This window comes from Janthinobacterium sp. HH104 (genome assembly GCF_001758715.1).
In the GTDB taxonomy this organism is placed as follows: Bacteria; Pseudomonadota; Gammaproteobacteria; order Burkholderiales; family Burkholderiaceae_D; genus Janthinobacterium; species Janthinobacterium aestuarii.
In genome coordinates, this window is sequence record NZ_LRIB01000060.1 from 138394 (window position 1) to 162206 (window position 23813).

The 23813-nt window shown below is 62.7% G+C and carries 24 protein-coding genes and 1 pseudogene; 9 read left to right on the forward strand and 16 right to left on the reverse strand.

All coding sequences use genetic code 11. The features are described from left to right. Together JAB6_RS27490 and JAB6_RS27495 are read right to left on the reverse strand one after the other, a co-directional pair. Positions 1-1140 (reverse strand): YbfB/YjiJ family MFS transporter, encoded by a 1140-nt coding sequence (locus JAB6_RS27490; RefSeq protein ID WP_070305977.1) that lies wholly within the window; start codon positions 1138-1140, stop codon positions 1-3. After that, entirely contained in the window at positions 1137-2012 is an 876-nt protein-coding gene (locus tag JAB6_RS27495; RefSeq protein WP_070305978.1) for a LysR family transcriptional regulator, read from the reverse strand. Before JAB6_RS27495 ends, JAB6_RS27490 begins: the two co-directional genes overlap by 4 nt. Positions 2013-2099: 87 nt before the next feature. On the opposite strand from JAB6_RS27495, the gene JAB6_RS27500 reads away from it, so the two are divergent. Then, positions 2100-3161: a nitronate monooxygenase family protein gene (locus JAB6_RS27500; protein WP_070305979.1), complete on the forward strand. Its 1062-nt coding sequence runs from the start codon at positions 2100-2102 to the stop codon at positions 3159-3161. 223 nt (positions 3162-3384) lie between these two features. On the opposite strand, the gene JAB6_RS27510 is transcribed toward JAB6_RS27500, so the two are convergent. The 9 genes from JAB6_RS27510 to JAB6_RS27550 form a co-directional block, all read right to left on the reverse strand. Then, on the reverse strand, positions 3385-4404 hold the full coding sequence (locus tag JAB6_RS27510; protein ID WP_139143526.1) for a hypothetical protein: 1020 nt from the start codon (positions 4402-4404) through the stop codon (positions 3385-3387). A 265-nt stretch (positions 4405-4669) separates the two neighbouring features. Next, entirely contained in the window at positions 4670-5614 is a 945-nt protein-coding gene (locus JAB6_RS27515; RefSeq protein ID WP_070305982.1) for a hypothetical protein, read from the reverse strand. A gap of 137 nt (positions 5615-5751) precedes the next feature. Further along, the gene (locus JAB6_RS27520; RefSeq protein ID WP_139143527.1) at positions 5752-6108 is read right to left on the reverse strand and encodes a hypothetical protein; all 357 of its coding nucleotides are present in this window, start codon (positions 6106-6108) and stop codon (positions 5752-5754) included. Between the two features lie 468 nt (positions 6109-6576). Beyond that, complete coding sequence (locus JAB6_RS27525) at positions 6577-7818, reverse strand: hypothetical protein (protein ID WP_070305984.1); 1242 nt, start codon at positions 7816-7818, stop codon at positions 6577-6579. Positions 7819-8273: 455 nt separating this feature from the next. Continuing rightward, entirely contained in the window at positions 8274-9236 is a 963-nt protein-coding gene (locus JAB6_RS27530) for a hypothetical protein (protein ID WP_070305985.1), read from the reverse strand. Between the two features lie 215 nt (positions 9237-9451). Continuing rightward, a complete protein-coding gene (locus tag JAB6_RS27535; RefSeq protein WP_070305986.1) occupies positions 9452-9892 on the reverse strand; it encodes a hypothetical protein in 441 nt (146 codons plus the stop codon). A gap of 109 nt (positions 9893-10001) precedes the next feature. Continuing rightward, positions 10002-10451 (reverse strand): VOC family protein, encoded by a 450-nt coding sequence (locus JAB6_RS27540; RefSeq protein WP_070305987.1) that lies wholly within the window; start codon positions 10449-10451, stop codon positions 10002-10004. 53 nt (positions 10452-10504) lie between these two features. Next, positions 10505-11305, reverse strand: coding sequence for a hypothetical protein (locus JAB6_RS27545; RefSeq protein ID WP_070305988.1), 801 nt, complete (start codon positions 11303-11305; stop codon positions 10505-10507). A gap of 61 nt (positions 11306-11366) precedes the next feature. After that, positions 11367-12884: an MFS transporter gene (locus tag JAB6_RS27550; protein WP_070305989.1), complete on the reverse strand. Its 1518-nt coding sequence runs from the start codon at positions 12882-12884 to the stop codon at positions 11367-11369. A gap of 146 nt (positions 12885-13030) precedes the next feature. Here JAB6_RS27550 and JAB6_RS27555 point away from each other — a divergent pair, with 146 nt between their 5' ends. Next, on the forward strand, positions 13031-13891 hold the full coding sequence (locus JAB6_RS27555) for a LysR substrate-binding domain-containing protein (RefSeq protein WP_034754753.1): 861 nt from the start codon (positions 13031-13033) through the stop codon (positions 13889-13891). A gap of 338 nt (positions 13892-14229) precedes the next feature. Here the strand turns inward: JAB6_RS27555 and JAB6_RS27560 are convergent, their stop codons facing one another. Beyond that, positions 14230-14442, reverse strand: coding sequence for a hypothetical protein (locus tag JAB6_RS27560; RefSeq protein ID WP_139143528.1), 213 nt, complete (start codon positions 14440-14442; stop codon positions 14230-14232). Positions 14443-14463: 21 nt separating this feature from the next. On the opposite strand from JAB6_RS27560, the gene JAB6_RS29500 reads away from it, so the two are divergent. The 7 genes from JAB6_RS29500 (at position 14464) to JAB6_RS27590 (ending at position 20790) form a co-directional block, all read left to right on the forward strand. After that, positions 14464-14625 carry a hypothetical protein gene (locus JAB6_RS29500; protein ID WP_161781510.1) on the forward strand — a complete coding sequence of 54 codons (162 nt, stop codon included), beginning with the start codon at positions 14464-14466 and terminating at the stop codon, positions 14623-14625. A 112-nt stretch (positions 14626-14737) separates the two neighbouring features. After that, positions 14738-15352: a glutathione transferase GstA gene (gene gstA, locus JAB6_RS27565; RefSeq protein WP_070305990.1), complete on the forward strand. Its 615-nt coding sequence runs from the start codon at positions 14738-14740 to the stop codon at positions 15350-15352. Positions 15353-15638: 286 nt separating this feature from the next. After that, positions 15639-17195 carry an FAD-dependent monooxygenase gene (locus JAB6_RS27570; protein ID WP_070305991.1) on the forward strand — a complete coding sequence of 519 codons (1557 nt, stop codon included), beginning with the start codon at positions 15639-15641 and terminating at the stop codon, positions 17193-17195. 61 nt (positions 17196-17256) lie between these two features. Then, positions 17257-18354: an acyl-CoA dehydrogenase gene (locus JAB6_RS27575; protein ID WP_070305992.1), complete on the forward strand. Its 1098-nt coding sequence runs from the start codon at positions 17257-17259 to the stop codon at positions 18352-18354. A gap of 134 nt (positions 18355-18488) precedes the next feature. Further along, positions 18489-19322, forward strand: a complete 834-nt coding sequence (locus JAB6_RS27580) for an HDOD domain-containing protein (protein ID WP_070305993.1) — start codon at positions 18489-18491, stop codon at positions 19320-19322. Positions 19323-19414: 92 nt separating this feature from the next. Further along, on the forward strand, positions 19415-19846 hold the full coding sequence (locus JAB6_RS27585; RefSeq protein WP_034754765.1) for a hypothetical protein: 432 nt from the start codon (positions 19415-19417) through the stop codon (positions 19844-19846). Beyond that, entirely contained in the window at positions 19843-20790 is a 948-nt protein-coding gene (locus JAB6_RS27590; protein WP_254671817.1) for a DUF2145 domain-containing protein, read from the forward strand. The genes JAB6_RS27585 and JAB6_RS27590 overlap by 4 nt, the downstream gene beginning before the upstream one ends. Before the next feature lie 9 nt (positions 20791-20799). Here JAB6_RS27590 and JAB6_RS27595 read toward each other — a convergent pair whose 3' ends face one another. From JAB6_RS27595 to JAB6_RS27605, 4 genes and pseudogenes are all read right to left on the reverse strand, one after another. Next, positions 20800-22101, reverse strand: a complete 1302-nt coding sequence (locus JAB6_RS27595) for a nucleotide disphospho-sugar-binding domain-containing protein (protein ID WP_070305994.1) — start codon at positions 22099-22101, stop codon at positions 20800-20802. Then, positions 22085-22681, reverse strand: a complete 597-nt coding sequence (locus JAB6_RS29825; protein WP_034754897.1) for a flavin reductase family protein — start codon at positions 22679-22681, stop codon at positions 22085-22087. The genes JAB6_RS27595 and JAB6_RS29825 overlap by 17 nt, the downstream gene beginning before the upstream one ends. 9 nt (positions 22682-22690) lie before the next feature. After that, a pseudogene (locus tag JAB6_RS29830) lies at positions 22691-23107 on the reverse strand (GNAT family N-acetyltransferase); the annotation flags it as partial. 47 nt (positions 23108-23154) lie between these two features. Next, positions 23155-23784 carry an NAD(P)H-binding protein gene (locus JAB6_RS27605; protein ID WP_070305995.1) on the reverse strand — a complete coding sequence of 210 codons (630 nt, stop codon included), beginning with the start codon at positions 23782-23784 and terminating at the stop codon, positions 23155-23157. Between the last annotated feature and the right edge of the window lie 29 nt (positions 23785-23813).

The following is a 23813-nucleotide window of genomic DNA, read 5'->3' on the forward strand; positions in this document are numbered from 1 at the left end:
TCATAGCCGCAGGCTGACGAGAATCGCCAGCAGCAACGCGCCAGCCGCCGCCAATAGCGCGCTGTTGAAACTGTGCGACTGCGCATACAGGCTGCCGGCCAGCACAGGGCCGATGATCTGGCCGATGCCATACACCATCGTCATGATGGCCATCATGTTCGAGCCAAACTTAGCTGCCTTGACGGCGGCCCGCTGCGCGGCCGGCATGGCGATGGTCACCGTGCCGACAAACGTGCCGCCGACGAGGACGGCGCTGAACAGGTAGCCGGCGGCCGTGGGCGCCAGCACGGGAAGCGCCACGCCCAGCGCCTGCAGCAGCAAATTGAGCCTCAGCGCCTGGCGCGTGCCAAGTCGCTCGTGCAGCCGGTGCCACAGGAAACACGACGGCGCCGCCCCCAGGCCGAACACGGCCCACACGTGGGCGGAGTTCAGTCCGGGCAACGCAGCGCCGACCAGCACGGGCAAATACGTGGCCGTGACGATATAACCAAATCCTGCCAATCCGTAGATCAGCACCAGCGGCCACGGCGCCACGGGCGCCAGGGCCGATACGGCGGCTTGCGCCGGTGCAGCCAGGGTTTCCTGACTGCTGGCGGCAATGGCGGGCGCCGCCGCCAGCCCCGCCAGCGCGGTAACGCCGGCCAGCAGCAGCCACATGCCGGCGCTGTGCCAGCCCAGTTGCGAAGCCAGCACCAGCAATTCGGCCGACACGGCGATGCCCGCTCCCACGCCCGCATACAGCAGCGGCGCACCGCGACCATGTCCGCGCTGCACCAGCAGCCACAGCGAGGCGGCCACCATGGCCAGGGCGCTGAAAACGCCGGCCACGCCGCGCACCGCCACGATGAGCCAGACGGGCATAGTCAAGGCCAGCACGCCCAGGCACAGCGCCGTACCGGCCACCGACCACAGGCACAGCCGGTGCGCGCTGTGGGCCCGCGCGCGCATGGCCAGGATGGCGCCCAGCAAATAGCCGGCATAGTTGGCCGAGGCGGCCAGGCTGCCGTCGCGCAAGCTCAAGACGCCTTCCCTGACCATATGCGGATAGATGGCCGTGAAGGCAAAGCGGCCAAAGCCCATGCCGATGGCGAGGATGACGGCCGCCGCGATGGCGGCGCGCAGCCTGGCCGGCGCGCTCACAGCGCCGCCTCGCCTACTTGCGCCAGCAAATGCCGGAAGGCGGGCACGTCGAACCCGGCGCGCCACACCAGCACGGTGTCGATCTCCCCTGCGGGCAGGGTTGTCAAGGTGGCCGGCGCGTCCGACAGCGCCAGCACGCTGGCCGGCAGCAAGGTCACGCAGGCGCCGGCCGCCACGCAGGCGATCATGGTGTGATACGAATTCATTTCCTGCACCTGCCACTGCGTGCTGCCGGCCACGTCCAGCACCTTTTCCGCGATGCCGCGGTAAGTGCAGCCCTGCGGGAAGGCAGCCAGCGAACGCGTGCGCACGTCCATGGCGCTGCGCGCCTGCCCTTCGCTGGCTGGCAGCAGCAGACACAGTTCCTCGCGCCACACGGCCATCGATGCCAGGCCCAGCTCTTCCAATGCGGCGGCGCCGCCGAACGAGGGCGGCAAGGCGACAAAAGCGCAGTCGAGCAAGCCCGTGCGCACTTGCTCGATCAGGGGGCGCGACGGCCCCGTGCTCAGCGCCAGGCGCGTCGCCGGATGGCGGGCGTGATACGCGGCCAACAATGCTGGCAAGCGGCTGGCCGCCGTGCTTTCCATGCTGCCGACGCGCAAGGTGCCGCCGTCGCGCCCGCCCGTGACGACGTGCCGCGCTTCTTCCGCCAGCGCCAGCAAACGCTGCGCATACTCGAGAAAGCGCTCGCCGGCAGCCGTCAGCGCCATGCGTTTATTCGTGCGCACGAACAGTTCCGCGCCGATATCGGCTTCCAGCTGCTGGATGCGCGTGGTGACGCTGGACGGCGCGCGCCCCAGTCTGGCTGCTGCCTGGGTGACGCTCAGTTCACTGGCCACGGCGCAAAAAATCGTCAGGGATTCCATGTCCATCGTATTCTCTATTTAAAAATGATTGTGCTATTATATTCTTCAAATACGAACATTGCACAATGTCTTCTACTTCGTGAAGGAAACACCATGAGCTCGTTCCAGCCCTTCCTCGACCGCCTCGGCTTGCAGTTGCCCATCATCCAGGCGCCGATGGCCGGTATCTCCACGCCGCGCATGGCCGCCGCCGTCTCGAACGCGGGCGGCCTCGGTTCGCTGGCTATCGGCTCTGGCACCGTGGCGCAGGCGCGCCAGATGATCATGGACACGCGCGCGCTGACGGACCGTCCCTTCAATGTGAATGTGTTTTGCCATGCGCCGGCGATCAGGGATGCGCAGCGCGAAGCGACCTGGCTGGCCCACCTGGCGCCCCTGTTTGCGGAGTTGGGCGCGGCCGCCCCCGTGGCGCTCGACGAAATCTACGAAACGTTCATCGGCAATGACGCGGCATTCGAGCTGTTGCTGGAACTGCGCCCCGCCGTCGTGAGCTTCCATTTCGGCTTGCCAACGCCGCAGCAGATTGCTGCCCTGCGCCAGGCCGGCATCTACACGATGGCGACGGCCACGAATCTGCACGAGGCGGCGCTGATCGAACAGGCGGGAGTCGACGCCATCGTGGCGCAAGGCGTGGAAGCGGGCGGCCATCGCGGCGTCTTCGACCCGCAAGCGCCGGACGAGCGCCACAGCACCAGCGTCCTGCTGCGCCTGCTGGCAGGCAGCACCGCCCTGCCCCTGATCGCCGCCGGCGGCATCATGGATGGACAAGGCATCCGCGCCGCGCTGGACCTGGGCGCCGCAGCCGCCCAGCTGGGCACGGCGTTCGTGCTATGTCCGGAATCGTCGGCCAACGCGGGCTACCGCGCCAACCTGAAAAGCGAACGTGCCGCAAGCACGCGCCTGACCAGCGTGCTATCGGGCCGCCTGGCACGCGGCATGGTGAACCGTCTGATCGAACACGGCGAAGGTCCGGGCAGCCCGCCGCCAGCCGACTACCCGGTCGCCTACGATGCCGCCAAACAATTAAACGCGCTGGCCAGCCAGCACGGCAACAGCGAATTCGCCGCGCAGTGGGCTGGTCAAGGCGCGCCGCTGGCGCGGGAAATGGGGGCGGAGGAACTGGTGTTGACCCTGGCCAGGGAAATGGCGCGCTGATTTCAGGATGCCGCTAACATGCGTGCGGCCAGGACAATGAAAGCCTTCTTGGCCGCATGCCACCTCGACGCTGCGACCGCATAGTAGTGTCCGCTTTCGCCCCGAAGCGGCCTTTGGAATTTCTCAACGCTTGAGATGGAAGTGCCTTCGATCCAGGACTTACCCAACCGTCGAAGCCGCGTTTGCAGGACAATGACAAAAATGCGAATCTCAACCTGCAAACCTATTTAGCTTCCTGCTCCGCAGTTGGAAACTTTAGACGTGAAGCGTCAACGATGAGCTCGTACTGGACGGGACACACTGGTTTGGGCTCTGCTTGCACCAACATCATCGGTGGAAAGTCAGGCAAGGTCGCATCAATACAGCCGACTAACATCGTTTCCGCGAATTCAACTAAGGCCATCACGATAATCGGCATCTCCTCAGCAATGGAAGTGGGCCTTTGTCCGTCCAAATACCACAAAGGCACATGCACTTCATTGGTCGGTAGTAGCTCAAAATTCTTAATTACGAGCTTTGCGCCCTTAGTTGTGGCCCCATGTTCTTGCCCGTTTCGAAACGCGATAATCCTTCTGATTATATCGGCTCTCTCTTTGAACCAGACGACCATTCGGTGTTCGTTGCCAAGACGGGGTATCAATTCCTTGTCGAGAAGATAGTCTAGTGAACTATGAGTTTGCTTCGTATCCCAAAAGTGAACAGGAATTTGGCAAACCTCAGTAATTATTCGCCGAGCGGAGATAAGGAAATTCGTTACCGTTGATTCGATGTCGGGAACGACAGGGAAGTTTGCGTACACTCGAGTGCCGCCTCCTTGAACTGTATTCGCAAACACCTCAGCTTGCTCTTTCTCAGCTTCAATGTAAGTGGCCGAGGAGTGGCTGCATTGCAGAAGATTGTTCTTGATCTTATCCAGTAGCAGAAGTACGTTTTTTATCTTCTCATCATCGCTTAACGGAATACGGCTTCTCAGCATGTCATATGCCATGATAAGTGTCCGTGCTACTATGGGAGAAGACGATCCAACATCTGCAATCTTTTCCGTAACCCACATTGCATGCGGATTTGCCCTTGCGGGATCTACTGATTCGGGACTCTGAACTTTAAACGTCTCTTCCTCAGTGAACATCTCAGCAAACTCCCCAAGTGAAATCATTCGCTGAATCGTCCCTTCTTTTTTAGAGGGCAATTTAAATGAGGCGGCGCCATCCCGTGGATACATTGGAACTCGGTTCTTGGTCATATAGACAATTCGAAATTAACGCAAAGTTATCTTGACATAATCGCTAGCGATTATGCCATGCTGGCACGCTTATCAATTGGTATCGAATACCCGATGAAGAAGAGTACGGTGAACGACCGCTTTTGGTTGCCGTCATCGGCAGCTTCCGCCCCTTTTCGGACGGCCGCAGTTCTACAATGTGCTCGTTCGATATGGAACTAACCGGCACTGCACCGTTTTATCGCGCACCGTCCAGTGACCGTAACGAACGAGGTTAAGCGCCATGTTAGATTGCTACCGGACTAATGGTGCGCAGCCTACCATTTCCATCAAGAATTACATTTTCGGCCTCGTATATTTTTTCTGATTCGAGCATTGTCGGTAAGAAAAATATCACTCCGTCGCTGATTCCAGATGAAAGCATCAATTGTTCTACTTGGTTGAGAAGGTGTTTGTAAGTCAGGATGTTTAACCTGTTTTTTATTTCAACTATCACTCTTTCATTGCCGCACTCAATCAACAGATCGGCAGTTATATGAAGGCTCTCTCTTCCCAGCGGTGCATCGATCGTAATTGCTACGTCTGGAATGATCGCAGCCAAAAAGCCACTAACAGACCCGAGCCATTGAGCAGCTGTACCACTCTTGATATGCTCATAAGTGCGTCGCAAGAAATAGACTTTTAGGGCCTCTACAGTTCTCGTAAGGAGATCACCATTGCTAACGTTAACTTCTTGCCTTACTTTGCCTGCAATTTCTTGTACTGCAACCACCTCCCTATCGTACGCAAGCTGTCGGGCTATTTCATCTAGAAGGAGACAAGAAAATGCAGTAACAGAGACTATCGCCAGAAATGCTTCGCTCTCGTTAAAATCCAACTTGTAGTCATGTGTTGATGGATTTCTCCATTCCTTCCTGTAGTTAGTGAATTGATCCAGAACGCGCTGCCTGAATGTTCCAGATTTTGAGAAATGCAACTCAATCTCATACGGGCGGACATTCTCAGGGTTTTTCTTTGTAAGAACACGATATGCTTCCTTTATGCCCCCTTCGAACGCTTGATTCGTTCTGTAAACAGCATCGGTAAATGCAGTTTGATCTTCATCTTTTTGACCGCGCATTAGGTGACGGAATGCAATCTCAATGTGGGAAAGCGTCGCCTTAAGCCCAGCCGAGTGTCCCCCAGAATCAAGTAAGGAAATCTTCTTTTGTAAGATGGCGATAATGTCCATGCTGGATCAATCAACGTTGTGTTAACTGGCGGCGGAGGCGCATAGCGCTATCGCCGTCCGGTTGAGCGAATAGTTTTACATTGTTGACTCTTCGCAGATAGTCGAGGTACTCAACGGCCGCTATTGGCCGGTTGGAGTCACTCTGCTGATGTCATTGGGGCTTCGCGGAGTATGAACCTGCTCGCCATCTGGTTCCAGCTAGCAGCCCGCCCTTGAAGAAATAACAGCTGTCCATACTCATCCATATTTGAATCTCGGTGAGTTAAGCGTAGCCATTTCTCATAAAATACGTCAAAGTCTTCCTGATTCATTTGAGGTAAAAACTTATCGGAATAATCAAAGAGCGCAAGGAACTCAGTGTTAGGCCGCAACGATATTGAGCGCAATGGTTCAATGCCGAGCAAACCCATCAGCAACTCCAATTCTTCGTCACTGGCGAGCGTAACCGAGAAAAGCTCGGCACAGGCCGCCGCCATTAAGGCTTCAATCGACAAAGACGCTGTTGCACTTGGTTCGTTTGACGATGCGAATAGATAGCTTTGAATTCTCGCCTCCACTACAGTTGAGATGATATCGACGTCCAGTATTCCGTCTGCTTCTGGCCGGTTGCCGTCCTTGCCAGGTTCCGCCCCAAAGCGGAAGTTCGAAATTATTCCTCATCACGCAATCGCGCCCGAGCTTCTGACAGCGTTTGAGCATATTCCATATTAAATGGAGCTACTGATTTTTTCTCAAGAATGCAGCATAGATTCCAGAGCGCCCTTTGTTCTGATTGGTCTATTATATTCAACTGGCCTGAATCAGAGTAGCGGCTCAAAAGCTCAAATAACACAAGGGCTTCGTCAGCGGTAAGTGTTATGTGAACTTCAGAATTTATATGTTTGTTCCACGCTTGGCCGTTTCGCAGCGGGGAATCAGTACAATTGCATAATTGCAATTATTGAAATGCCTGCCCCCCCCTTCTACGGTGTCAAGAGCTGCGCAGAAGCGCTGCCTTCGGGGATAATCAGGGCAAAATCGTAGCCGTTGATCAGGTTGAACATTTCAATGTCGCCCTCCGCCAGTTTGCGCGAGCCTGGCCGCAGTGACCGCAGATCAAATAGAGACCAACTGCCGTCGGTGGCGCCTGCACTGGCCAGCAGTTTGAAGGCCGAGCTGTCAAGTTTGATTTGTGCCGGCTGATATGGCTTGCCCGCTCCCGCAAATCTCAGTTGCGTCCCCTTCGCCGCCATCACGATCAGGTGCAGCGTGGTATGGCCCTGGCCTTCGGCGCGTTCAGCCAGAAAGTTGCCAATGTCACGATTGTTGAGTGGATTAATGCCCTTGTATGCGTGATTTGCGCCGACCTTGACCACCAGCTTTTGCTCTTGCATGCCGAGCCGGGTTTCCAGGGTCCGCTTTAACAGCGTCAAACGTAAGCGGTTGGATAGGTCGCGATCGCCGGGCACTTGAGAGGCACTTTTCTGATAGATGGCGCGTGTGGCCAGCAATGCATCGAGCAGGCCTAGCGCGGTTTGCTCTTTGGGGCCGGCAAGTAGCGGGCGCAACGAGGTCAGTTCCTCGGTTGAGGCCGACAGCATAAAGTACTCTAAGGGATTGCCGGTGGCTACCGCCTTTTGAGACGCGACAGCTTCCATTTGACGCAAGGCCTCCAGCTTCGTGCGGGCGGCCGGATTAACCGGCTGGGCCAGCATCAGGGTGATCAGGTATTTGGCCGCACCAACGAATTCCTGATCGATGCCCCAGTGCTGGAAGCGCGGTCCTGCGGCCATAGCAAAGCCGGCGAGCATCTCTGCTTCCTGGCGCATGGTGTAGAAAGCAACGGAGTCCGGATAGATGGCGTCGAATCTGGCGATAGCAGCAACCGCGTCGTCGCCCTTGAGTATCCCTTCGAGCGCACTCGTCACGGCTGGACCATTTTCGGTTACCAAGGTCGTGAAGCCGGCAGGGGGCAAGGCGTTGAAGTAGGCGGATGAGAACTGGGCGATCTCGGCGACACCATGATCCTCGCCGAGGAGGACGTACTGCGCCTGGCGCGAAGCCTGCAGCAGCAGTGCCGCACCGGGTCCCGATAACGTGCCTTTGTCAACAGTGATAGCGAGCCGGCTAGCTGTGAGTTTTTCAAGGACGGCGGTATCGGCGACAGCCGAATCGGCGAAGCCGAGCGTCAGGGTGGCGGCAAGGAAGGCGAGACGGAAGAACATGGTAGTGTGGGCCGATCAGGGCGGTCAGTGAATGAGTCAACAGTTTAAACTGTCGCCAGGAAGGCCGGCTTCTGGCCAATCTCAGCCATACAGTGTACGGCAACTGTCGCCCCCAGAGTAGCAGAGAGCGCTACATGTTTAATCGTGCAAAACAATCTTGACTTCGATGCTTCGCGTTGTCGCAAGCGCGCGGAGAAAGGTGCGGAGCATTCGAATCTCATCTCCAACCGCGCCACTGGCACTTGGCAGGCCACAGACGAACACCCGCGCAGCTAATGCAAACTCGCTGGAATGACCGCTTGCCGTCGTTGCCAGGTATCGCCCCGAAGCGGACATGCGAGGATCAAGTGATCGGCGATTCTGTCGACCGCCGTCACTTTGCCCACGGGGCGAAATATCGTGAAGGTCTCCGAATGCTGGTTCGCTGACCGCATTCGCGCTGCTGAGCTCGGAAGTTATCGGCCGGCACGACAGAGAGCGCCGGTGCAGTGCATGGAATTGTAGTCAAGCATCCTGGAATGACCCAGTTTACCCGTCGGAACTGGCACTCCCTTCGGCACAATAAAAGTCGCCGAGTGTGCACCGTATAAGCCGGCTGGTAGCTCAAACCCTTTCAACACAACGTAACCGTTATGAATTTCGCGCGTTGCGAGCAAGTTTCCGCCCGCGACTGGTGGAGTGTCGGCAGATGCCGCCTTCCTGGTGGCCGCGTCCCAGGCACGGACATCGGCTGCTGTCGCCACCCGCAGGATGCCTTTGCGGACTGCATCCGCCAGTCCGGCAGGTCCAGCCAAAACTGCCTTTTGATCGCGAAACGAATCCGGTGTCACATCGGCCGATGTAAGGAGCTCAGTTTGATCATCAAAGGACTCGCCGATCACGACTTTGCCCTTTCTCGACAAATATACCTTGTCGACAGCCCGCCCGAACACGCGTCGGGCCAGTGGATTGAGTCCGTCCAATTGATCGGCTTTTATATAAAAATGACCGCATGGACCCCGGTTGTCGTAGGTGCTGTTGATGATTGGTGTGCCCTTGGGCAGACCAGCCACCGCTTGCCGGTGATAGCCGCTCACGAGAACGCCGGCAATTTCGGTCCCGCGGGTCCACCCGATGTTCCATACGGTAGGCTCGTATGCCCCCAACATCAGAATGACGGGCTTGTTGCTCGAGTTGACCAAGGCATCAATTCGTGTGGCTTCGTGCCCGGACTGATCGATCTGGAAATCGGTAGGGCGACCGCCGTATTCGCCAGCAGCGAGAACAGCAAAGTCGGCCGGGAGTGGCGACGTGAACGCGCACGTCGCCGATGCCATGTCGCTTGTCGAAAACTCGAACCGTTTGAGGTTTTCGGCCGTTGCTCCTGCCACGGCACTCGCCAACGCGATCGCCATCCCGAACCTTGCCAGTGTGACCATATTTGGCTTCAACACAGAAAACTCCTCATCTTGCATCTACAAATGGACTATGCTCGGTTTTTTCGATTGGCCCAAGGTCAAGTCTTGGCCGAACTCAACCGTCCGGCACAGTATAGTAGGTTGCTAGGCGGCAAAATTTACGAACGGTCGCAAAGGGCCGATCCCGCCCCAAAGCGAACCTTTCAGTGGGGGTACGCAGTTGCCACGAAGTAGCCTTAGAGACAGCCCCAAAGATAAATGGACTGCCCTGTGGAGATGGCTTGCCGTGCGAGCGATTGCAAATCCTTCAAGAGCGGCCGCAAATCTGCTGCATTACAGTCGATCTCTTCAGTTTTTGCCCATTGCTCCGATGCGCTCTCCAACCCGTCCGCACTTGAATTTGCGAGAAGGCTCGTCAGCTCGTCCGGAAAACGGTGAAGCCAGGACTCGCCATCCTCCTCAACGTAGATGTCTTCAGGCATGTGTTTTTCGATATCCCACTCGCTGCGTTCCAAAATGGCCCAAAGAGTACCGATTTCCAGGTCTGTGATGCCATTGAATTGGACCGGATTCAACAAAAGCGCAATTTCCTCGCCCTCGTCAGGCTCTTCAATCCGATTTGCATATCGGATGGCCTCGGCTGGATCAGCGATAAAGAAGTCTGCAATTACTCCCAATGTGGTTCTCCCTGTTTTTTGCGCAAGATTGATTGGATATTCAACGACTGCTGCTGGGCAGTTGCCGTCGTTTCACTAACGGACTGGACACCGATCCGGTGGGATTCCCTCAGGACGTTTTCTGCACGAGCTGTTCGGCAATCCCGATGAGGATTCCTTCCGGACCACGAATATAGCAGAGCCGATACATGTTTTCGTACTGGACTACTTCGCCGACCAGCTTCGCGCCGCACTTGACGAGCCGGACGAGCGTATCGTCGATATCCTCGACGGTAAACATGACACGCAGGTAACCGAGAGCGTTCACTGGGGCGTTGCGGTGATCGGCGACCACGGGCGGCGCGAGGAAGCGGGATAGCTCGAGACGGCTGTGACCGTCCGGCGTACGCATCATCGCAATCTCCACGCGCATGCCGTGCAGACCGGTGACGCCATCTGCCCAGTCTCCTTCAATTGGGGCGCGTCCTTCGAGTACGAGACCAAGTTCGGTGAAGAACGCAATGGCGGCATCGATGTCTGCTACCACGATGCCAACGTTGTCCATGCGCTTGACTGTCATGTTGCCTCCTGGGTATCTAACGTATCCTTCAATCAGGGAGAAGGAGCGCCCCGTTACGGCAACCGGTGCCGGAACGTCGGCTCGATATTACGCGCATGCAGCCAGCGCACGATGTCTTCCAGGCTGGCGTCCTGCAGCAGCAGGCCTGGCTGCGTCGGTGACTGGGTCACCACCGTTGCCAATGGAGCGGCGACGGGAGCCGGCACGGCATCTGCCAGCCCCGCATGTCCCTGCAACTTGGCCAGCGCCTGCGCGAATTGTCCCGGGTTGATGCTGCGCAAGCTTTCCAGGAAGCCCAGCTGGGCGGCCGGGGGTGGCGGCATGTCCAGGCCCGGCTCGTCGACAAAGGCCGCGCCCATGCTGGGGTGGATGAAGGCGGCCCACTTGCCCGATGGCTGCAGACATGGCGGCAGCGCTACCTGCTCCACGTCGGCCGGCGGCGCGGTGGCGAGGATGTCGGTCGAGGCAGGTAAAAAGGTGGAACGCAGCAGCTGCACGAACTGGCGCGCCTGGGCGACGGGCACGGGCGTGGCCAGGGACAGCCATAACTGGAACGCCGTGCCCGAGATGCTGACGGCGGGCGCCGGCAAGTCCAGCTCGTGCTGCACGGCGTTGGCGATCGTGCACAGCGCGCTCCAGTGCGCTTCGCCGCCGCCCTTGCCGCCAAACTCCAGCACCAGCGCGCGCGTCAGGCCGCTCCCGGTCACGAGTTGCACGGCCACCGTCTGTTCGCCCGACAGATGGCGCGCCAGCACGGCCGGCGTCAGCGGCTGCGCGCTGCCATCCGCATCGACGTATTGCTGTTGCTCGTCGAACAGATACAGGCGGGTGAGTTCGGAAATCAGTTTATGCATGGGCGGCCTCGTAATAACGTTGAGCAAGACTTGTCAACGTGCCCAGATTATAGCCTCCTGGCTATTCCCTCACTGGCAGCCCGGCTGCATGCCGCGTCCGTCCGGCGCCAAACACCAGCCAGCTGGCCACGGCGAACAGGCAGGCGGCCACGCCGCCATACAGCATCACGGCGCCAAATCCCTGCGCCAGCGCCAGCTTCGCCACGCCGGCCGGCAGTGCGCCGGCGCCCTTGCCTACCGACAAGCCTTCCGCCATGGCGCGCAAGGTGGCTGCGTCCAGTCCGCCGGGCAACTGCATCCGCAAGGCGGACTGGATGGCTGCGACGAGAATACAGCCCATCAGCGCGATATTCACCGACAGGCTGATCATGCGCGCGCTGACGTCGATGCTGGAAGCCATGCCGGCCCGTTCGCCCGGTACGGCGCCCGTCGTCGTATTGGTGACGGGCGTGTTGGTCAGGCCCAGGCCCATGCCCGCCAGCAGGCAGCCGGGCAGGATCGTCAGCCAGCTGGCGGCATCCACACGGCTGCCCCACAGCATCAGCAAAAAACCCACGCCGATGACCAGCAAGCCGGCAGGAATGACGGCATCGGCCCGGTAGCGCAGCGCCAGGCGCTCGGCCAGCGGTGGCACGAGCAAGGTGGGCAAGGTGTAGGCCAGCAAGGTCAGGCCCGTGTCCAGGCTGCTGTAGCCGAGGCCATACTGCACGTACAGGGGCAGATAAATCATGAACGGCCAGAAACTGCAGTTCATGCCCGCCGAACCGAGCAGCGCTCCCGAGAAACGGCGGATGCGGAACACCGCAAAGTCGATCATCGGTTCGGCCTGGCGCCGTTCGATCATGACAAACAGCATCAGACTGATCAGCGCCACGGCCAGGCTGGCCACGCTGCGCGGATCACTGAACCCCAGCGCCGGCCCCTGCGTCAGGCACCAGGCCAGGCTGAACACGCCCAGCGACAGGGTGGCGATGCCGGCCACGTCCAGCTTGCGCCGCTGCGGGTCGCGCGATTCGCTCACGCCCAGCGTCACCAGCAGCAACGCCGCCAGCGCCAAAGGTCCGTGTACGAGAAATACCCACTGCCAGTTTGACAGCGCGACGATGGCCGCGCCGACGATGGGACCGAAGCCCAGGCCCAGGCCAAACACGATGCCCCAGGCGCCAAACGCCCGGCCCCGCGCGGCGCCGTCCGGAAACTGCTGCGACAGCACGGCCACCTGGCAAATCAGCATGGCGCCGCCAGCCATGCCCTGCAGCGCGCGCGCGGCGATCAGCACGCCCGTGCTGCCGGCCCAGCCGCATGCCAGCGAACTGAGGCCGAACAGGATCAGGCTGGCGAGCAGCAAGCGCTTGCGGCCATAGCGGTCGGCCAGGGTGCCCGTGGCCATCAGCACGGTGGTGCAGGCTAGGGTGTAGGCGTTCATGATCCATTGCAAGTCCTTGAAGTCGCCATGCAGCACGGTTTCCAGGGTGGGCAGGATCACGGGCACGCTGGAAATTTCCAAGCCAAACATGAGCGAGGCCAGGCAGACGGCGGCCAGGGTGAGTACGTTTTGTTGCGATGTAGTCAGGTGCATCGAAGCTTTGCTTTCGGTAGTCATGGAGGGATGCGTGGTGCCGGGGCACTGCAAGCGGCCATTCTAGAAAAGCTCGACTCATGAGGGAAATGATAAAATTTTGTACAATTCATTCATTTTCATCATGAATCGCAGGAGCGTCACCCATGGACTTCGATACCGCCCTGCTGCGCGCCTTTGTCGCCGTAGCGGACACGGGCGGCTTTACGCGCGCCGCCGAACGGCTGCACCTGAGCCAGTCCGCCATCAGCCACCAGATCCGCCGCCTGGAAGAGCAAGCGGGCAGCGCGCTGCTGTTGCGCACGACGCGCAGCCTGCGCCTGACGGAAGATGGCGAAGATTTCCTGCGCCACGCGCGGCAGATCCTGGCCGCGCAGGATGCGCTGTCGCGGCGCTTCCTGCGCTCCTCGATTGCGGGTGCCGTGCGCTTTGGCGTGCCGGAAAATTTCATGGGCGCTCGCCTGCCCGCCCTGCTGGCGCAGTTCGCGCATTTGTTTCCCGCCGTGCGACTGGATGTGACGGTGGGCACCTATCTTGACTTGCAGAAACTAGTAGCGGCCGATGCGCTGGACCTGGCCGTCGTCATGGCCCTGGCCGGCGGCCAGGATGAGGCGGCCGTGCTGCGCCGCACGCGCTTCGTCTGGGCGGCGGCGCAGGATTTCCGGCACGACAGCGCGCTGCCGCTGCCGCTGGCGTTTTCGCCCGCGCCGTGCATGCACCGGCAAGTCGGCGTCGACGCCCTCGATGCCGCCGGTCTGGACTGGCGCGTGGCGTTCACCTCGCCCAGCCAGCAGGGCTTGCGCGCCGCCGTGCTGGCGGGATTGGCCATCACGGCCATGCCGCAAGGCGACTTGGAGCCGGGCATGGTGATCATCGATGGTCAGCATGGCTTGCCTGCCCTGCCCGCCGCCCAGTTCCAGCTCGTCTGGCGCGCCACCAGCACCACGGCGGCGGCTGAAGCGTTCGGACAATTGCTGCGCGAATGGTCAGCCGCCGCAGCGGCATGACAGCAACGCCAGGCCACGATACATGCGATCGTACGCGCCGCCATCCAGGTGACCCAGCAGTTCATGGAGGTGATGAAGCGGCACCGATAGGGCCGGATCGTGAATATTTGCAGCCGCACCATCCACGGCACCGTGAACCGCACCGCCTAGTCAGGGTGTAGGCGCTTTGCACCCAGGCCATACCTTTATCCGTAAAGCCCAGTTCCTGGTGGACTTTAGGAAAGCTGCACCATGGACATGTCGAGCACGATCATCCCCTAGCTGACGAAGATGATGGCAAGAAATGCCAAAATCCGCATGAACTTATTAGCCAAACTAATGATTGAGTGGAGCCAGTATCAACGGGCCAGCCGAACCACCAGCACTGCCGCCCCGGTAGCAAAGCATAGCCAGCAGGCCAGGAAAATATCGGCCGCATACGGCGTGCGGTCCCAATAGCTGTCGCCGGGTGGCAGCTGCAAGACCAGACCGCCCCACAGCAACATGGCACCCCATGCGATGACGCTGGCAATGACAAAACCCAGTAGTGAATAAAGAAAAGTTTTCATCACGCGATAGTCCGACAAGATTGCTTGCAGAATAACAGCAAAACGCAGCGCGATGACCTGCGCCTGCAAGTGCACAGCACGCGCAGCGTCTCGCTGACGCAAGCGGGCGAACAGCGGCTGCGCACGGCGGCCCCTCCTACCGCGTTTACCTTGCTGCCCGACACCTTGCGCAATCGTGGGGTTTGAGCCAGCGCAAGGCGACACCGGGCGCCAATGATCACCACACGAACACGCGTTTACCGCGCGGCGGCGCAGGTCTATAGTGGCATCTCCCCACCTTTTCAAGGACAGGACCGCCATGAAACTCTTTTACTCGCCGGGCGCCTGCTCGCTGGCGCCGCACATCATCCTGCGCGAAACGGGCACGCCGTTCACACTCGTCAAGGTCGACCTGGGCCAGCACAAGACGCCGGAAGGCGGCAGTTACTATGAGCTCAACCCGAAAGGCCAGGTACCGCTGCTGGCGCTCGACGATGGCAGGACCTTGAGCGAAGGCCCCATCATCGCCCAGTACATCGCCGAGCATGCCGGCAAGCACGACCTGCTGCCGCCCGTGGGCAACTTTGTCCGCTACAAGGTGATGGAATGGCAGAATTACATCACGTCCGAGCTGCACAAATCGTACAGTCCCCTGTTCGATTCCCGCATCGACGCCGCCACCAAGGCCCTGTTCATCGAGGAACTGGGCAAGAAATATGCGTGGATCAACAGCCGCCTGGAAGGCCAGGCCTACCTGACCGGCGACACCATGACCGTGGCCGATCCCTACCTGTTCGCTGTGACAGGCTGGGCGCCGCAGCTGGGCGTGGATCTGTCGCAGCTGGCCAATGTGCAGGCATTCCTGGGCCGTATGACCGAGCGCGACAGCGTCAAGGCGGCGCTGGAAGCGGAAGGACTGGCCAAGGCCGCCTGAACGCCGTTGCATGGAGTTTCCCCGGGCTGGCGGCGCGCGACAGTCCCGTGCTAAGATCGTGGCGTCGAAAAAGGTGGACCGGCGTGGTGAGCCCCGGTCAGCCGTCCGCCTGCGGACGGTCATATTCCAGCCCTGGGGGCCGCGGACCACGACGAAAAGCGGACGTGCGCCGTTTTTTCGTCGGCGTGCGTTCCGTCACCCTGCTGCCTGAACGGCGTTCCGCCTGCCGCGAAAAATCACCACGTCCTTGACCGAGTGTGCTCTGCACAACATCCAGGACGACATCATGAACCCTGCTTCAATCCACACCCCTGTACTCATCATCGGCGGCAGTCTCGTCGGACTTTCAGCCTCGCTCTTCCTTGCATGGCGGGGCGTGCCGCATATCCTCGTTGAAAAACACCACGGCAGCGCCGCGCACCCCCGCGCCACGGGCTTTACGGAACACACGCTGGAATTTTTCCGCGCCGCCGGCATCGCCGAGCGCATTCCCCAGGTGCCGCCCGGCGCCACCGTGCGCCGCGCCCGCGTAGAAAGCCTGGCGGGACAGCACTACGAGGAATTGCCGTGGACGCCAGGCCAGCCGGAAGAGCGCGACGGCAAGGCCTCGCCCATGGCCGGCGCTGCCATCGCGCAGGATTTGCTGGAACCGATACTGCGCGAGGCCGCCCGCGCACGGGGCGCGGACCTGCGCACGGGCGTGGAACTGTTGTCCGTGCAGCAGGATGCGCAGCGCGTCACGGCCCAGCTGCGCCAGCGCGACACGGGCGCATGCTATGCCGTCACGGCCGATTACCTGATCGCCGCCGATGGCGCGGCCAGCCCCATCCGCGAACAGCTGGGCATCGCGCGCCAGGGCGCCGGTCCCCTGCGCGTGCTGCGCAGCGTGCTGTTCCGCTGCGCGGAGGCGGACGCCTTTCTGGAACGGGGCATCCGCCAGTTCGACATCGACCAGCCAGGCTTCAAGGGTTTCCTGGGCACGTATTCCGATGGACGCTGGTTCCTCATGTTTGAAGAACAAAGCGAGAGCACCGACGCGCAATTGCGGGCGCTGGTCCGCCAGGCCCTGGGCAAGGACATGGCGTTCGAGCTGATCACCACGGGGCGCTGGGAGCTGGCCGGGCTGATCGCGGACAGGTTCAGCGAGGGGCGCATTTTCCTGGCCGGCGATTCTGCCCATCAATTGCCGCCCACGCGCGGCGGCTACGGCGCCAACACGGGCATCGACGACGCCTACAACCTGGCATGGAAGCTGCAAAGGGTGGTGCGGCGGCAATCGCGCCCCGCCCTGCTCGACACCTATACGGATGAGCGCCGGCCCATCGCCTGGCTGCGGCACCAGCAAACCTTCGCCCGGCCGGACTACGCAAAATGGGTCGGCGACGGCTACCAGGACGCGCCACTGTATGGCAACCTGGCAATGGAACTGGGCCAGCTGACGCGCTCCGGCGCCATCCTCGGCGCGGACGCGGCACTGCCGCCTGCCGCCCATCCGCGCGACTGGGCCGGCCAGCCAGGCACGCGCGCGCCCCACGTATGGGTACGGCATCGTGGCAACAGCATCTCCAGCATCGACCTGTTGACCGAGGATTTCGTGCTGCTGACAGCCGATCCGCGCTGGTCCGCCGCCGCCGCGCACCTATCGTTGAAGACCTTGCTGGCCGGCGCCGACGTGGTTTTCCCCGCCGACCAGGCCTTCGTCGACACTTTCGGCACAGGCGATGACGGCGCCGTGATTGTCCGGCCGGACGGCATCATCGCCTGGCGCTCGGCCCCGGCGGCAATACCGGATGCCATGCTGCTGCGCGCGGTGATGGAAAAAATCGCCATGCCGCACAGCTGACGGCAACGGCGCCGCCGCGCTGTGCGAAAATGCCCGCCTTCACCATTGCCGGACATTGCCCATGCCGCACGCTGCCATTGCCACCCTTTCCGAACGCGACGCGCACCGCATCGCCCGCCACGCCCAGGCGGCCGATGCGGGCCGCTTTTTGCATCCGGTGCAGCAAGCCTTGCTGCACCGGCGCGGCTGGCTGACGATGCTGGCGCCGCGCAGCGCGGGCGGCGCCGAATTGCCCTTGCCGCAAGTGGTGCGCCTGGAAGAAGCCGTGGCCGCCGTCGATGGCAGCATGGGCTGGGTACTGACCCTGTGCGCAGGCGCGGGCTGGTTTGCGGGCTTTCTGGCGCCCGGCATGGCGCAGTCCATCATCGGCACGCCGCGCGTCTGCCTGGGCGGCAGCGGCGCGGCCACCGGCTACGCGGAGGAAGAAGGCGACGGCTACCGCATCACCGGCAGCTGGGACTACGCCAGCGGCGCACCCATGGCGACCCACTTCACCCTGAACGCCCTGCTGCGGCGCGATGGCCAGCCACTGCTCGATGCGGATGGCAAGCCGCGCATCCGCGCCTTCCTCGTGCCCGCCGCGCTGGTGCAGCTGGTGCCTTCGTGGAACAGCATCGGCATGCGCGCCAGCGCCTCGCACAGCTACCGGATCGACGGCCAGTGGCTCGGCAAGGATCATGGCTTCACGATCAGTCCCGACACCGCGACGGCCGGCGGCCCCCTGTACCGCTATCCGTTCTACTCGCTGGCCTACGTGACCCTGGCCGCCAACGTGACCGGCATGGCCGCGCATTTCATGCAGTTGGCCGAGGAATGCATGCGCCACCGCCGCCATGCGCGCGCCGGCTTGCCCCTGCTGGACGTACCGGAAGTGGCCGCCATGCTGCAAGCCAAGAAAGATGCTAGCACGACCGCCCGCGCCCGCTTTTACGCCGTGCTGGACGACAGCTGGGCAACGGTTGCCGCCGGCACGGCCCTCGACGCGGAAGGCATGCAAGCCGTGCAGGAACGTTCGCTGGAGCTGGTCGCCGTGTGCCGCGCCGCCGTCGATGGCCTGTATCCATACTGCGGCCTGTACGCGGCCCGCGAAGACAGCACCATCAACCGGGTCTGGCGCGATTTCCACACGGCCAGCCAGCATTCACTGCTGCTGCCCTGACATTGCCAACCGCGGCTTCGCCGCGCGACAACTTGCCCTCCCCTGGCAGCCGCATGACTGAAAAGGCTGGCGGACGCCATGCGGCCCGGATTGCCTGATACTATAAGGCATTGCTACTTTTCGCTCCCCTATCCATGCACGTCAACACGCTCAGCAGCCTTGCCCAACTTTTGGCCAGCGCCGAAACGGAAACCCTGGCCTTTCCCACCAGTATCAATACGGCCCTGCTCCTGCAAAAGGAACTGGCCAACCCCGATTGCCACTCGGCCGACATCAGCCGGCTACTGCTGTGCGAACCGACCTTGTCGGCGCGCGCCGTGGCGCTGGCCAATTCGGCCCTGTTTGCGCCCGGCCAGGCGCCCGCCATCACCAGCGTGCGCGGCGCCGTCGAGCGGCTGGGCCACCGCAACCTGTATGCGCTGGCGACGGCGGCCGTCATCCGCCAGTTGAACGCGGGCATCCGCGACGAAGCCTTGCGCGCCCGCGCCACCCAACTGTGGGCGCACACCGTGCATGTGGCGGCGCTGGCGCATGGATTGGCGGGCGCCGTCACGCAGACGGATGCCGATACGGCGCTGTTCGCCGGCATCGTGCATGAAGTGGCCGGCTTTTATCTGCTGGCCCAGGCCGACAAGACCCCTGGCCTGTACGCCCACCTGGAAACGCAGATGGCGTCCGCCCTGGAAGTGATCGGCCGCGCGCTGATGCGCCAGCTGGGCGTGCCGCAGGCGGTGGCCGATGCCGTCAATACCTTGCCTGGTTCAACCATCATGCTGCCGCCCGAAGGCTTGCGCGACACCCTGCTGCTGGCCAAGGCGCTGGCGCCCGTGCCCTCGCCGCTGCCGCAGGCCGGCATCACCGTCAGCGCGCCGCTGCAAGCCTACCTGGACAATGATCCCGTGCTGCAGGCGCTGCGCACGCAGCCGTCGGCCGAAGCGAAGGCCCTGATCGAGGTGCTGCTCAGCTGATGGCCGATCTGCTATGATGGCGCAGGCCGGGATGGACCCGGTCCGCTTTCATTCATGTCCACTGGAAAACTGCCTTGACTACCTCCTTACGCATGCTCGGCCTGGCCGCAGCTCTGACCATGGCGTGCAACGCCAACGCCGACAGCTTCGTTTCCTCGGCATCCAGCGCCGGCTCGCAGTCGAGCGGCAGCATTTCCGATTCGCTCAACGGCTCGAGCAACAGCTCCTCGCGCGACAACAAGGTGGCCAATGGCCCCTACCGCATCATCGACGTGGCAGCCTTGCCGGGACGCAACGGCATGACGCGCCTGACCATGCAGGCCGACGCCACGGCAACGCCGCTGGTGCTGGACTTGCCGCAAGCGGCGCTCGACAAGCAGCAACTGGCGCAGGGCGACGTGGTGCATGCGCAAAACCGCGCCTACGGCATCGAATTCTCGCGCAACGACACGCGCGCCGCCTTCTTCCTCGTGCTGGCCGACGACTGGTACGGCGAAATGGCCACGCGTCCCGTCAGCCTTTGATTCGTTTTCTCCCGCGCCGCCCGGCACTGCTGCTGGGCGTTTGCGCCATCTTCAGCGCCGGCGCCGCGCAGGCGGGCACTTCGCTCGCCTCGTCGCGCTTTTGCGACCGCGCGCAGGAACTCACGGCCACGGAACAGGACCGGCTGCTGCGCTTTGCCGCCGTCGTGCGCGAAGAACTGGCCGCCAGCGAAGGCAGCGTGGCCCTGATCAGCCGCTCGGGCCTGGACCTGGCCCGCTTCGGCATCCGCTATTCGCACGCGGCACTGGCCTGGCGCCACGACAACGACAGCGGCTGGTCCGCGCGCCAGCTGTACTACGCTTGCGACGAAGGCCGCCCGCGCATCTTCGACCAGGGCACGGCCGGTTTCGCCATGGGCACGGAAAACCCTGCGCTCGGCTACATCTCGCTCGTGAAACTGCCAGCCGAAACCGTGCCGCCCCTGCGCCGCGCCCTGCTCGATCCCGTGCGCGTGCAGCAGTTGCTGGCGGGCCGCTACAGCGCCAACGCCTATGCCTACAGCCTGAAATACCAGAATTGCAATCAGTGGGTGGTGGAAATGCTGGCCGCCGCCTGGGGAGAACTGGCCGCGGGCAGCGACTTGCGCGCCCGCTCCCAGGACTGGCTGCGCGCCGCGCCGTATGCGCCCGCCCCCGTCGACGTGGGTGCGCGCTGGCTGATGCTCGGTTCCATCTTCGTGCCCCTCGTGCACATGGACGACCACCCGCCGGAAGCCATCGGCACGATGCGGCTGGCAGTGAGCTTGCCGGCCAGCCTGGAAGCGTTCACGCGCCAGCGCCTGCCCGCCAGCGAGCGCGTGGAAATCTGCCACGACGGCAAGCAGGTGGTGGTGCACCGGGGCTGGGATGCGATCGCCGACGGCTGTATTCCAGGCGCAAACGACAGGGTCATCGCCCTCGACGATACGCCGCACGACAGTCCCTGACGGCAGTCCCTAAGCAGCGGCCAGTGCCGCTTCGACCTGGTCAAGCAGGCGCGATGGTTCCAGCCCCTGCCCCATCCGGCGGGCCACCTCGCCGCACGCCAGCTGGACCCCGGGCGCGGCGAGCAGGCGCGCCAGCTGCCGCTGCATGCGCCCCGCCGACAGGCGCCTGGCCAGCAAGACATCCCCCACGCCGAGCCGTTTGACCCTCCAGCCATTATCGAACTGGTCGTATGCGAACGGCACGATCAGTTGCGGAATGCCCGCACGGAAAGCATCCGCGCTGGTGCCGATGCCGCCATGGTGCACGACGGCCGCCACGCGCGGCAACAGGGCCGCAAACGGCACGTGCGCCTGCCACATGACGCTGACCGGCAAATCCTGCGGCACTTGCGCCGCATGCGGCGTGAGGAACAGGCCGCGCCGTCCCAGCCGCCGCAAGACGTCCAGGGCGATGCTGAAATAGCGCTGCGCGTGCTGGTGGCCGGTACCCGGTGTGAACACGATGGGCGCTTCGCCCTCATCCAGAAAACGCTCGAGCGCGGGCGGCAGCGCCGCAGCGCCATGCATGGCGGCGCCCATGAAACCAGTTTGCACGAAATGCGGCGGCCAGTCCGCCTGCGGGGCGGCGAACCACGCTGGAAAGAGTCCCAGCGAGGCATCCGGCGCGGCCAGCATGTGCGCAAAAAAATGCGCTTCGGGCGGCAAGCCGTGCTGCGCGCGCGCCCCGTTCAGGCCAGGCAGCAGCACCGGATCGACCATGCTGCGGTTGATCAGCCGCCACAGGGCCTGCCGCCAGGCCAGCGGCACCCAGGCGGGAACGCGCAGCGAGCCGGCCGCCAGGAAATCATGGCTGCTGCACAAATTCGATGGCGCCAGATACGCCGCGACGATGCGCAGGTCCGGGCGTGCCGAGCGTGCCAGGGCGGCCATCGGCACGAGGAAGGGGTGGCACAGCACCACGCAATCTTCAGCATCCGGCAAGCCTTGCACGACGTCGCGCACGGCGCCCAGGTGCGGCACGAGGCCGCGCCACACCAAGCCCCAGCCCTTGCGTTCATCCCACAGGCCCGGGTCGCCCAGCATGGCCTGGCCCTCTGCCGCACTGCCAAAGGTGTGATACGGCAGCCTTGACGCCTGCGCTGCCGCTTCCTGCCAGCCCGGCACCAGCAGCAGCACGCGCCGGCCCCGCTGCTGCAAACCCTGCGCCAGCGCGATAAACGGTTGGATGTCGCCGCCCGTGCCGCTGCTGGCGACGATGACGAGCGGCGTGGCGGCGGCCTGGCCGGCCAGCGCTTCAGCCCGGGGCAGCATCGAGCGCCTCGCCGATCGCATAGAAGCGCCCGCCGGCGATGTAGTGCAGGCTGCGCCAGGATGGATCCGCGTCTTCGAAATGCCAGTGCCCGTCGCGGAACACGCGCGTGTCGGCCCAGGCGCCCACCACTTCGCCGATGAACAGGTCGTATGCGGTCTGGTTGTGCGGCTCGGGGACCAAACGGCAGGCCAGCCAGGCGGAACATCCGGCCACGAACGGCAAATCAAAGCCGTCCATGTGAAACAGCCGCACGCCGGCGCGCGCCAGTTTGTCGGGCTGCGCATCGAGGCTGTGCGTGCCGACGGCGTGAGTCAGTTGCAGCTGCGCCGCCGTCGGCACCTGGATGACGAACGTGCCGCTGCCTTCGACCAGCGCGCGCGTGCGCGTTGCCTTGTCCAGCACCACGGTCAGTTTCGGCGGCGCGAAATCGAGGGCGCAGGCCCAGGCGGCGGCCATCACGTTATCGATGCCGCCATGGCGGGCCGAGACGAGGATGGACGGGCCGTGATTGAGCAAACGATAGGCTTTTTCCAGCGGCACGGCGGCGATATGGTCTCGTTCATTTAGCGACAGCAGCATGTCCCACTGGTCGATGCCGGGCCCGAAGCCGTCCGGCGTCACCTTGACTGTCTCAAAGCCGAAGCGCGCATAAAAAGCCTGCGTGTGCTGGCTGGTGTTCATGCTCACCCTGGCCACGCCCGGCACGGCGCGGATGGCGTCCAGGCGTGCCTGCGTCAGCGCGCGGCCCAGTCCTTGGCCGTGCAGATCCTGCGCCACCATGCCCCAGCACAGGCTGGCCACCGTGCCGCCCGCATCGAGCGCATGGCCGCCGCAGGCGACGATGCGTCCGTCGCGTTCGATGACCAGATACGGATGTGTCGAATTTTCCAGCCAGGCGGCAAAGTCCGCGCGCTCGGACGGGTCGAAAAAGCGCGGCGTATTGCCGTCGAAAAGAGCCAGGCAGGCATCGCGGTCGCCGGCCCGGTAAGGACGCACTGTTTGCATTTTTTGTACTTAAAAAAACATGAATGGCAATTATAAGGGGCGCGCGGTCAAGCCAGCTGTTCCGGGCCGACGACGTGCACGCCCGGCGCGCTAGCCAGCGCCGCTTCCAGCAAGGCGCTGGCGATGCGCGGCGCGGGATTGATGCGCCAACGGCGCGGCAGCACGGGACCGAGCACGCGCAAGATGCGCAGGGCAGCGCCCTCGCCCGGCCGCGCCTCCTCGCGTTCGCCGCCGATCAGTCCCGGCCGCACGTGGGTGAGCGACGCAAAACCCAGCGTTTCGAGGTCGCGTTCCAAGTCTCCCTTGACGCGGTTGTAGAAAAAGCGCGAAGCCGCGTTGGCGCCGGCGGCGGAATTGAGCGCATACGTGCGCGTGCCAGCCGCCAGCGCCAGGCGCGCCGCAGCCAGCGGATAGTCATGGTCGACTCTGCGAAACGCCTGCCGCGTGCCCGCCACCTTCATGGTCGTGCCCAGGGTGCAGATGACGGCGTCCGCCTGCCACCAGGGCGCGTCCGCCGGCAAGCTGTCGAAGTCGACGAGCGGCGCGTCCAATTTGGGATGCGCCGGCAAGGGCTTGCGCACGGGCGCGACGATGGCCGTGACGCGCGTGTCACTCAGCGCCAGGCGCAGCACTTCGCGGCCCACCAGGCCCGTGGCGCCTATCAGTATCAGTTTCATTCATTCTCCCCGCATGCTGGACGCCACAC

Bases quoted from the DNA above. Each gene is read 5' to 3' on its own strand.
- JAB6_RS27495 (WP_070305978.1), bottom strand. From the start codon at position 2,012: ATGGACATGGAATCCCTGACGATTTTTTGCGCCGTGGCCAGTGAACTG.
- JAB6_RS27500 (WP_070305979.1), top strand. From the start codon at position 2,100: ATGAGCTCGTTCCAGCCCTTCCTCGACCGCCTCGGCTTGCAGTTGCCC.
- JAB6_RS27510 (WP_139143526.1), bottom strand. From the start codon at position 4,404: ATGACCAAGAACCGAGTTCCAATGTATCCACGGGATGGCGCCGCCTCA.
- JAB6_RS27515 (WP_070305982.1), bottom strand. From the start codon at position 5,614: ATGGACATTATCGCCATCTTACAAAAGAAGATTTCCTTACTTGATTCT.
- JAB6_RS27525 (WP_070305984.1), bottom strand. From the start codon at position 7,818: ATGTTCTTCCGTCTCGCCTTCCTTGCCGCCACCCTGACGCTCGGCTTC.
- JAB6_RS27530 (WP_070305985.1), bottom strand. From the start codon at position 9,236: ATGGTCACACTGGCAAGGTTCGGGATGGCGATCGCGTTGGCGAGTGCC.
- JAB6_RS27540 (WP_070305987.1), bottom strand. From the start codon at position 10,451: ATGACAGTCAAGCGCATGGACAACGTTGGCATCGTGGTAGCAGACATC.
- JAB6_RS27545 (WP_070305988.1), bottom strand. From the start codon at position 11,305: ATGCATAAACTGATTTCCGAACTCACCCGCCTGTATCTGTTCGACGAG.
- JAB6_RS27550 (WP_070305989.1), bottom strand. From the start codon at position 12,884: ATGCACCTGACTACATCGCAACAAAACGTACTCACCCTGGCCGCCGTC.
- JAB6_RS27555 (WP_034754753.1), top strand. From the start codon at position 13,031: ATGGACTTCGATACCGCCCTGCTGCGCGCCTTTGTCGCCGTAGCGGAC.
- gstA (WP_070305990.1), top strand. From the start codon at position 14,738: ATGAAACTCTTTTACTCGCCGGGCGCCTGCTCGCTGGCGCCGCACATC.
- JAB6_RS27570 (WP_070305991.1), top strand. From the start codon at position 15,639: ATGAACCCTGCTTCAATCCACACCCCTGTACTCATCATCGGCGGCAGT.
- JAB6_RS27575 (WP_070305992.1), top strand. From the start codon at position 17,257: ATGCCGCACGCTGCCATTGCCACCCTTTCCGAACGCGACGCGCACCGC.
- JAB6_RS27580 (WP_070305993.1), top strand. From the start codon at position 18,489: ATGCACGTCAACACGCTCAGCAGCCTTGCCCAACTTTTGGCCAGCGCC.
- JAB6_RS27585 (WP_034754765.1), top strand. From the start codon at position 19,415: ATGCTCGGCCTGGCCGCAGCTCTGACCATGGCGTGCAACGCCAACGCC.
- JAB6_RS27595 (WP_070305994.1), bottom strand. From the start codon at position 22,101: ATGCTGCCCCGGGCTGAAGCGCTGGCCGGCCAGGCCGCCGCCACGCCG.
- JAB6_RS29825 (WP_034754897.1), bottom strand. From the start codon at position 22,681: ATGCTGCTGTCGCTAAATGAACGAGACCATATCGCCGCCGTGCCGCTG.
- JAB6_RS27605 (WP_070305995.1), bottom strand. From the start codon at position 23,784: ATGAAACTGATACTGATAGGCGCCACGGGCCTGGTGGGCCGCGAAGTG.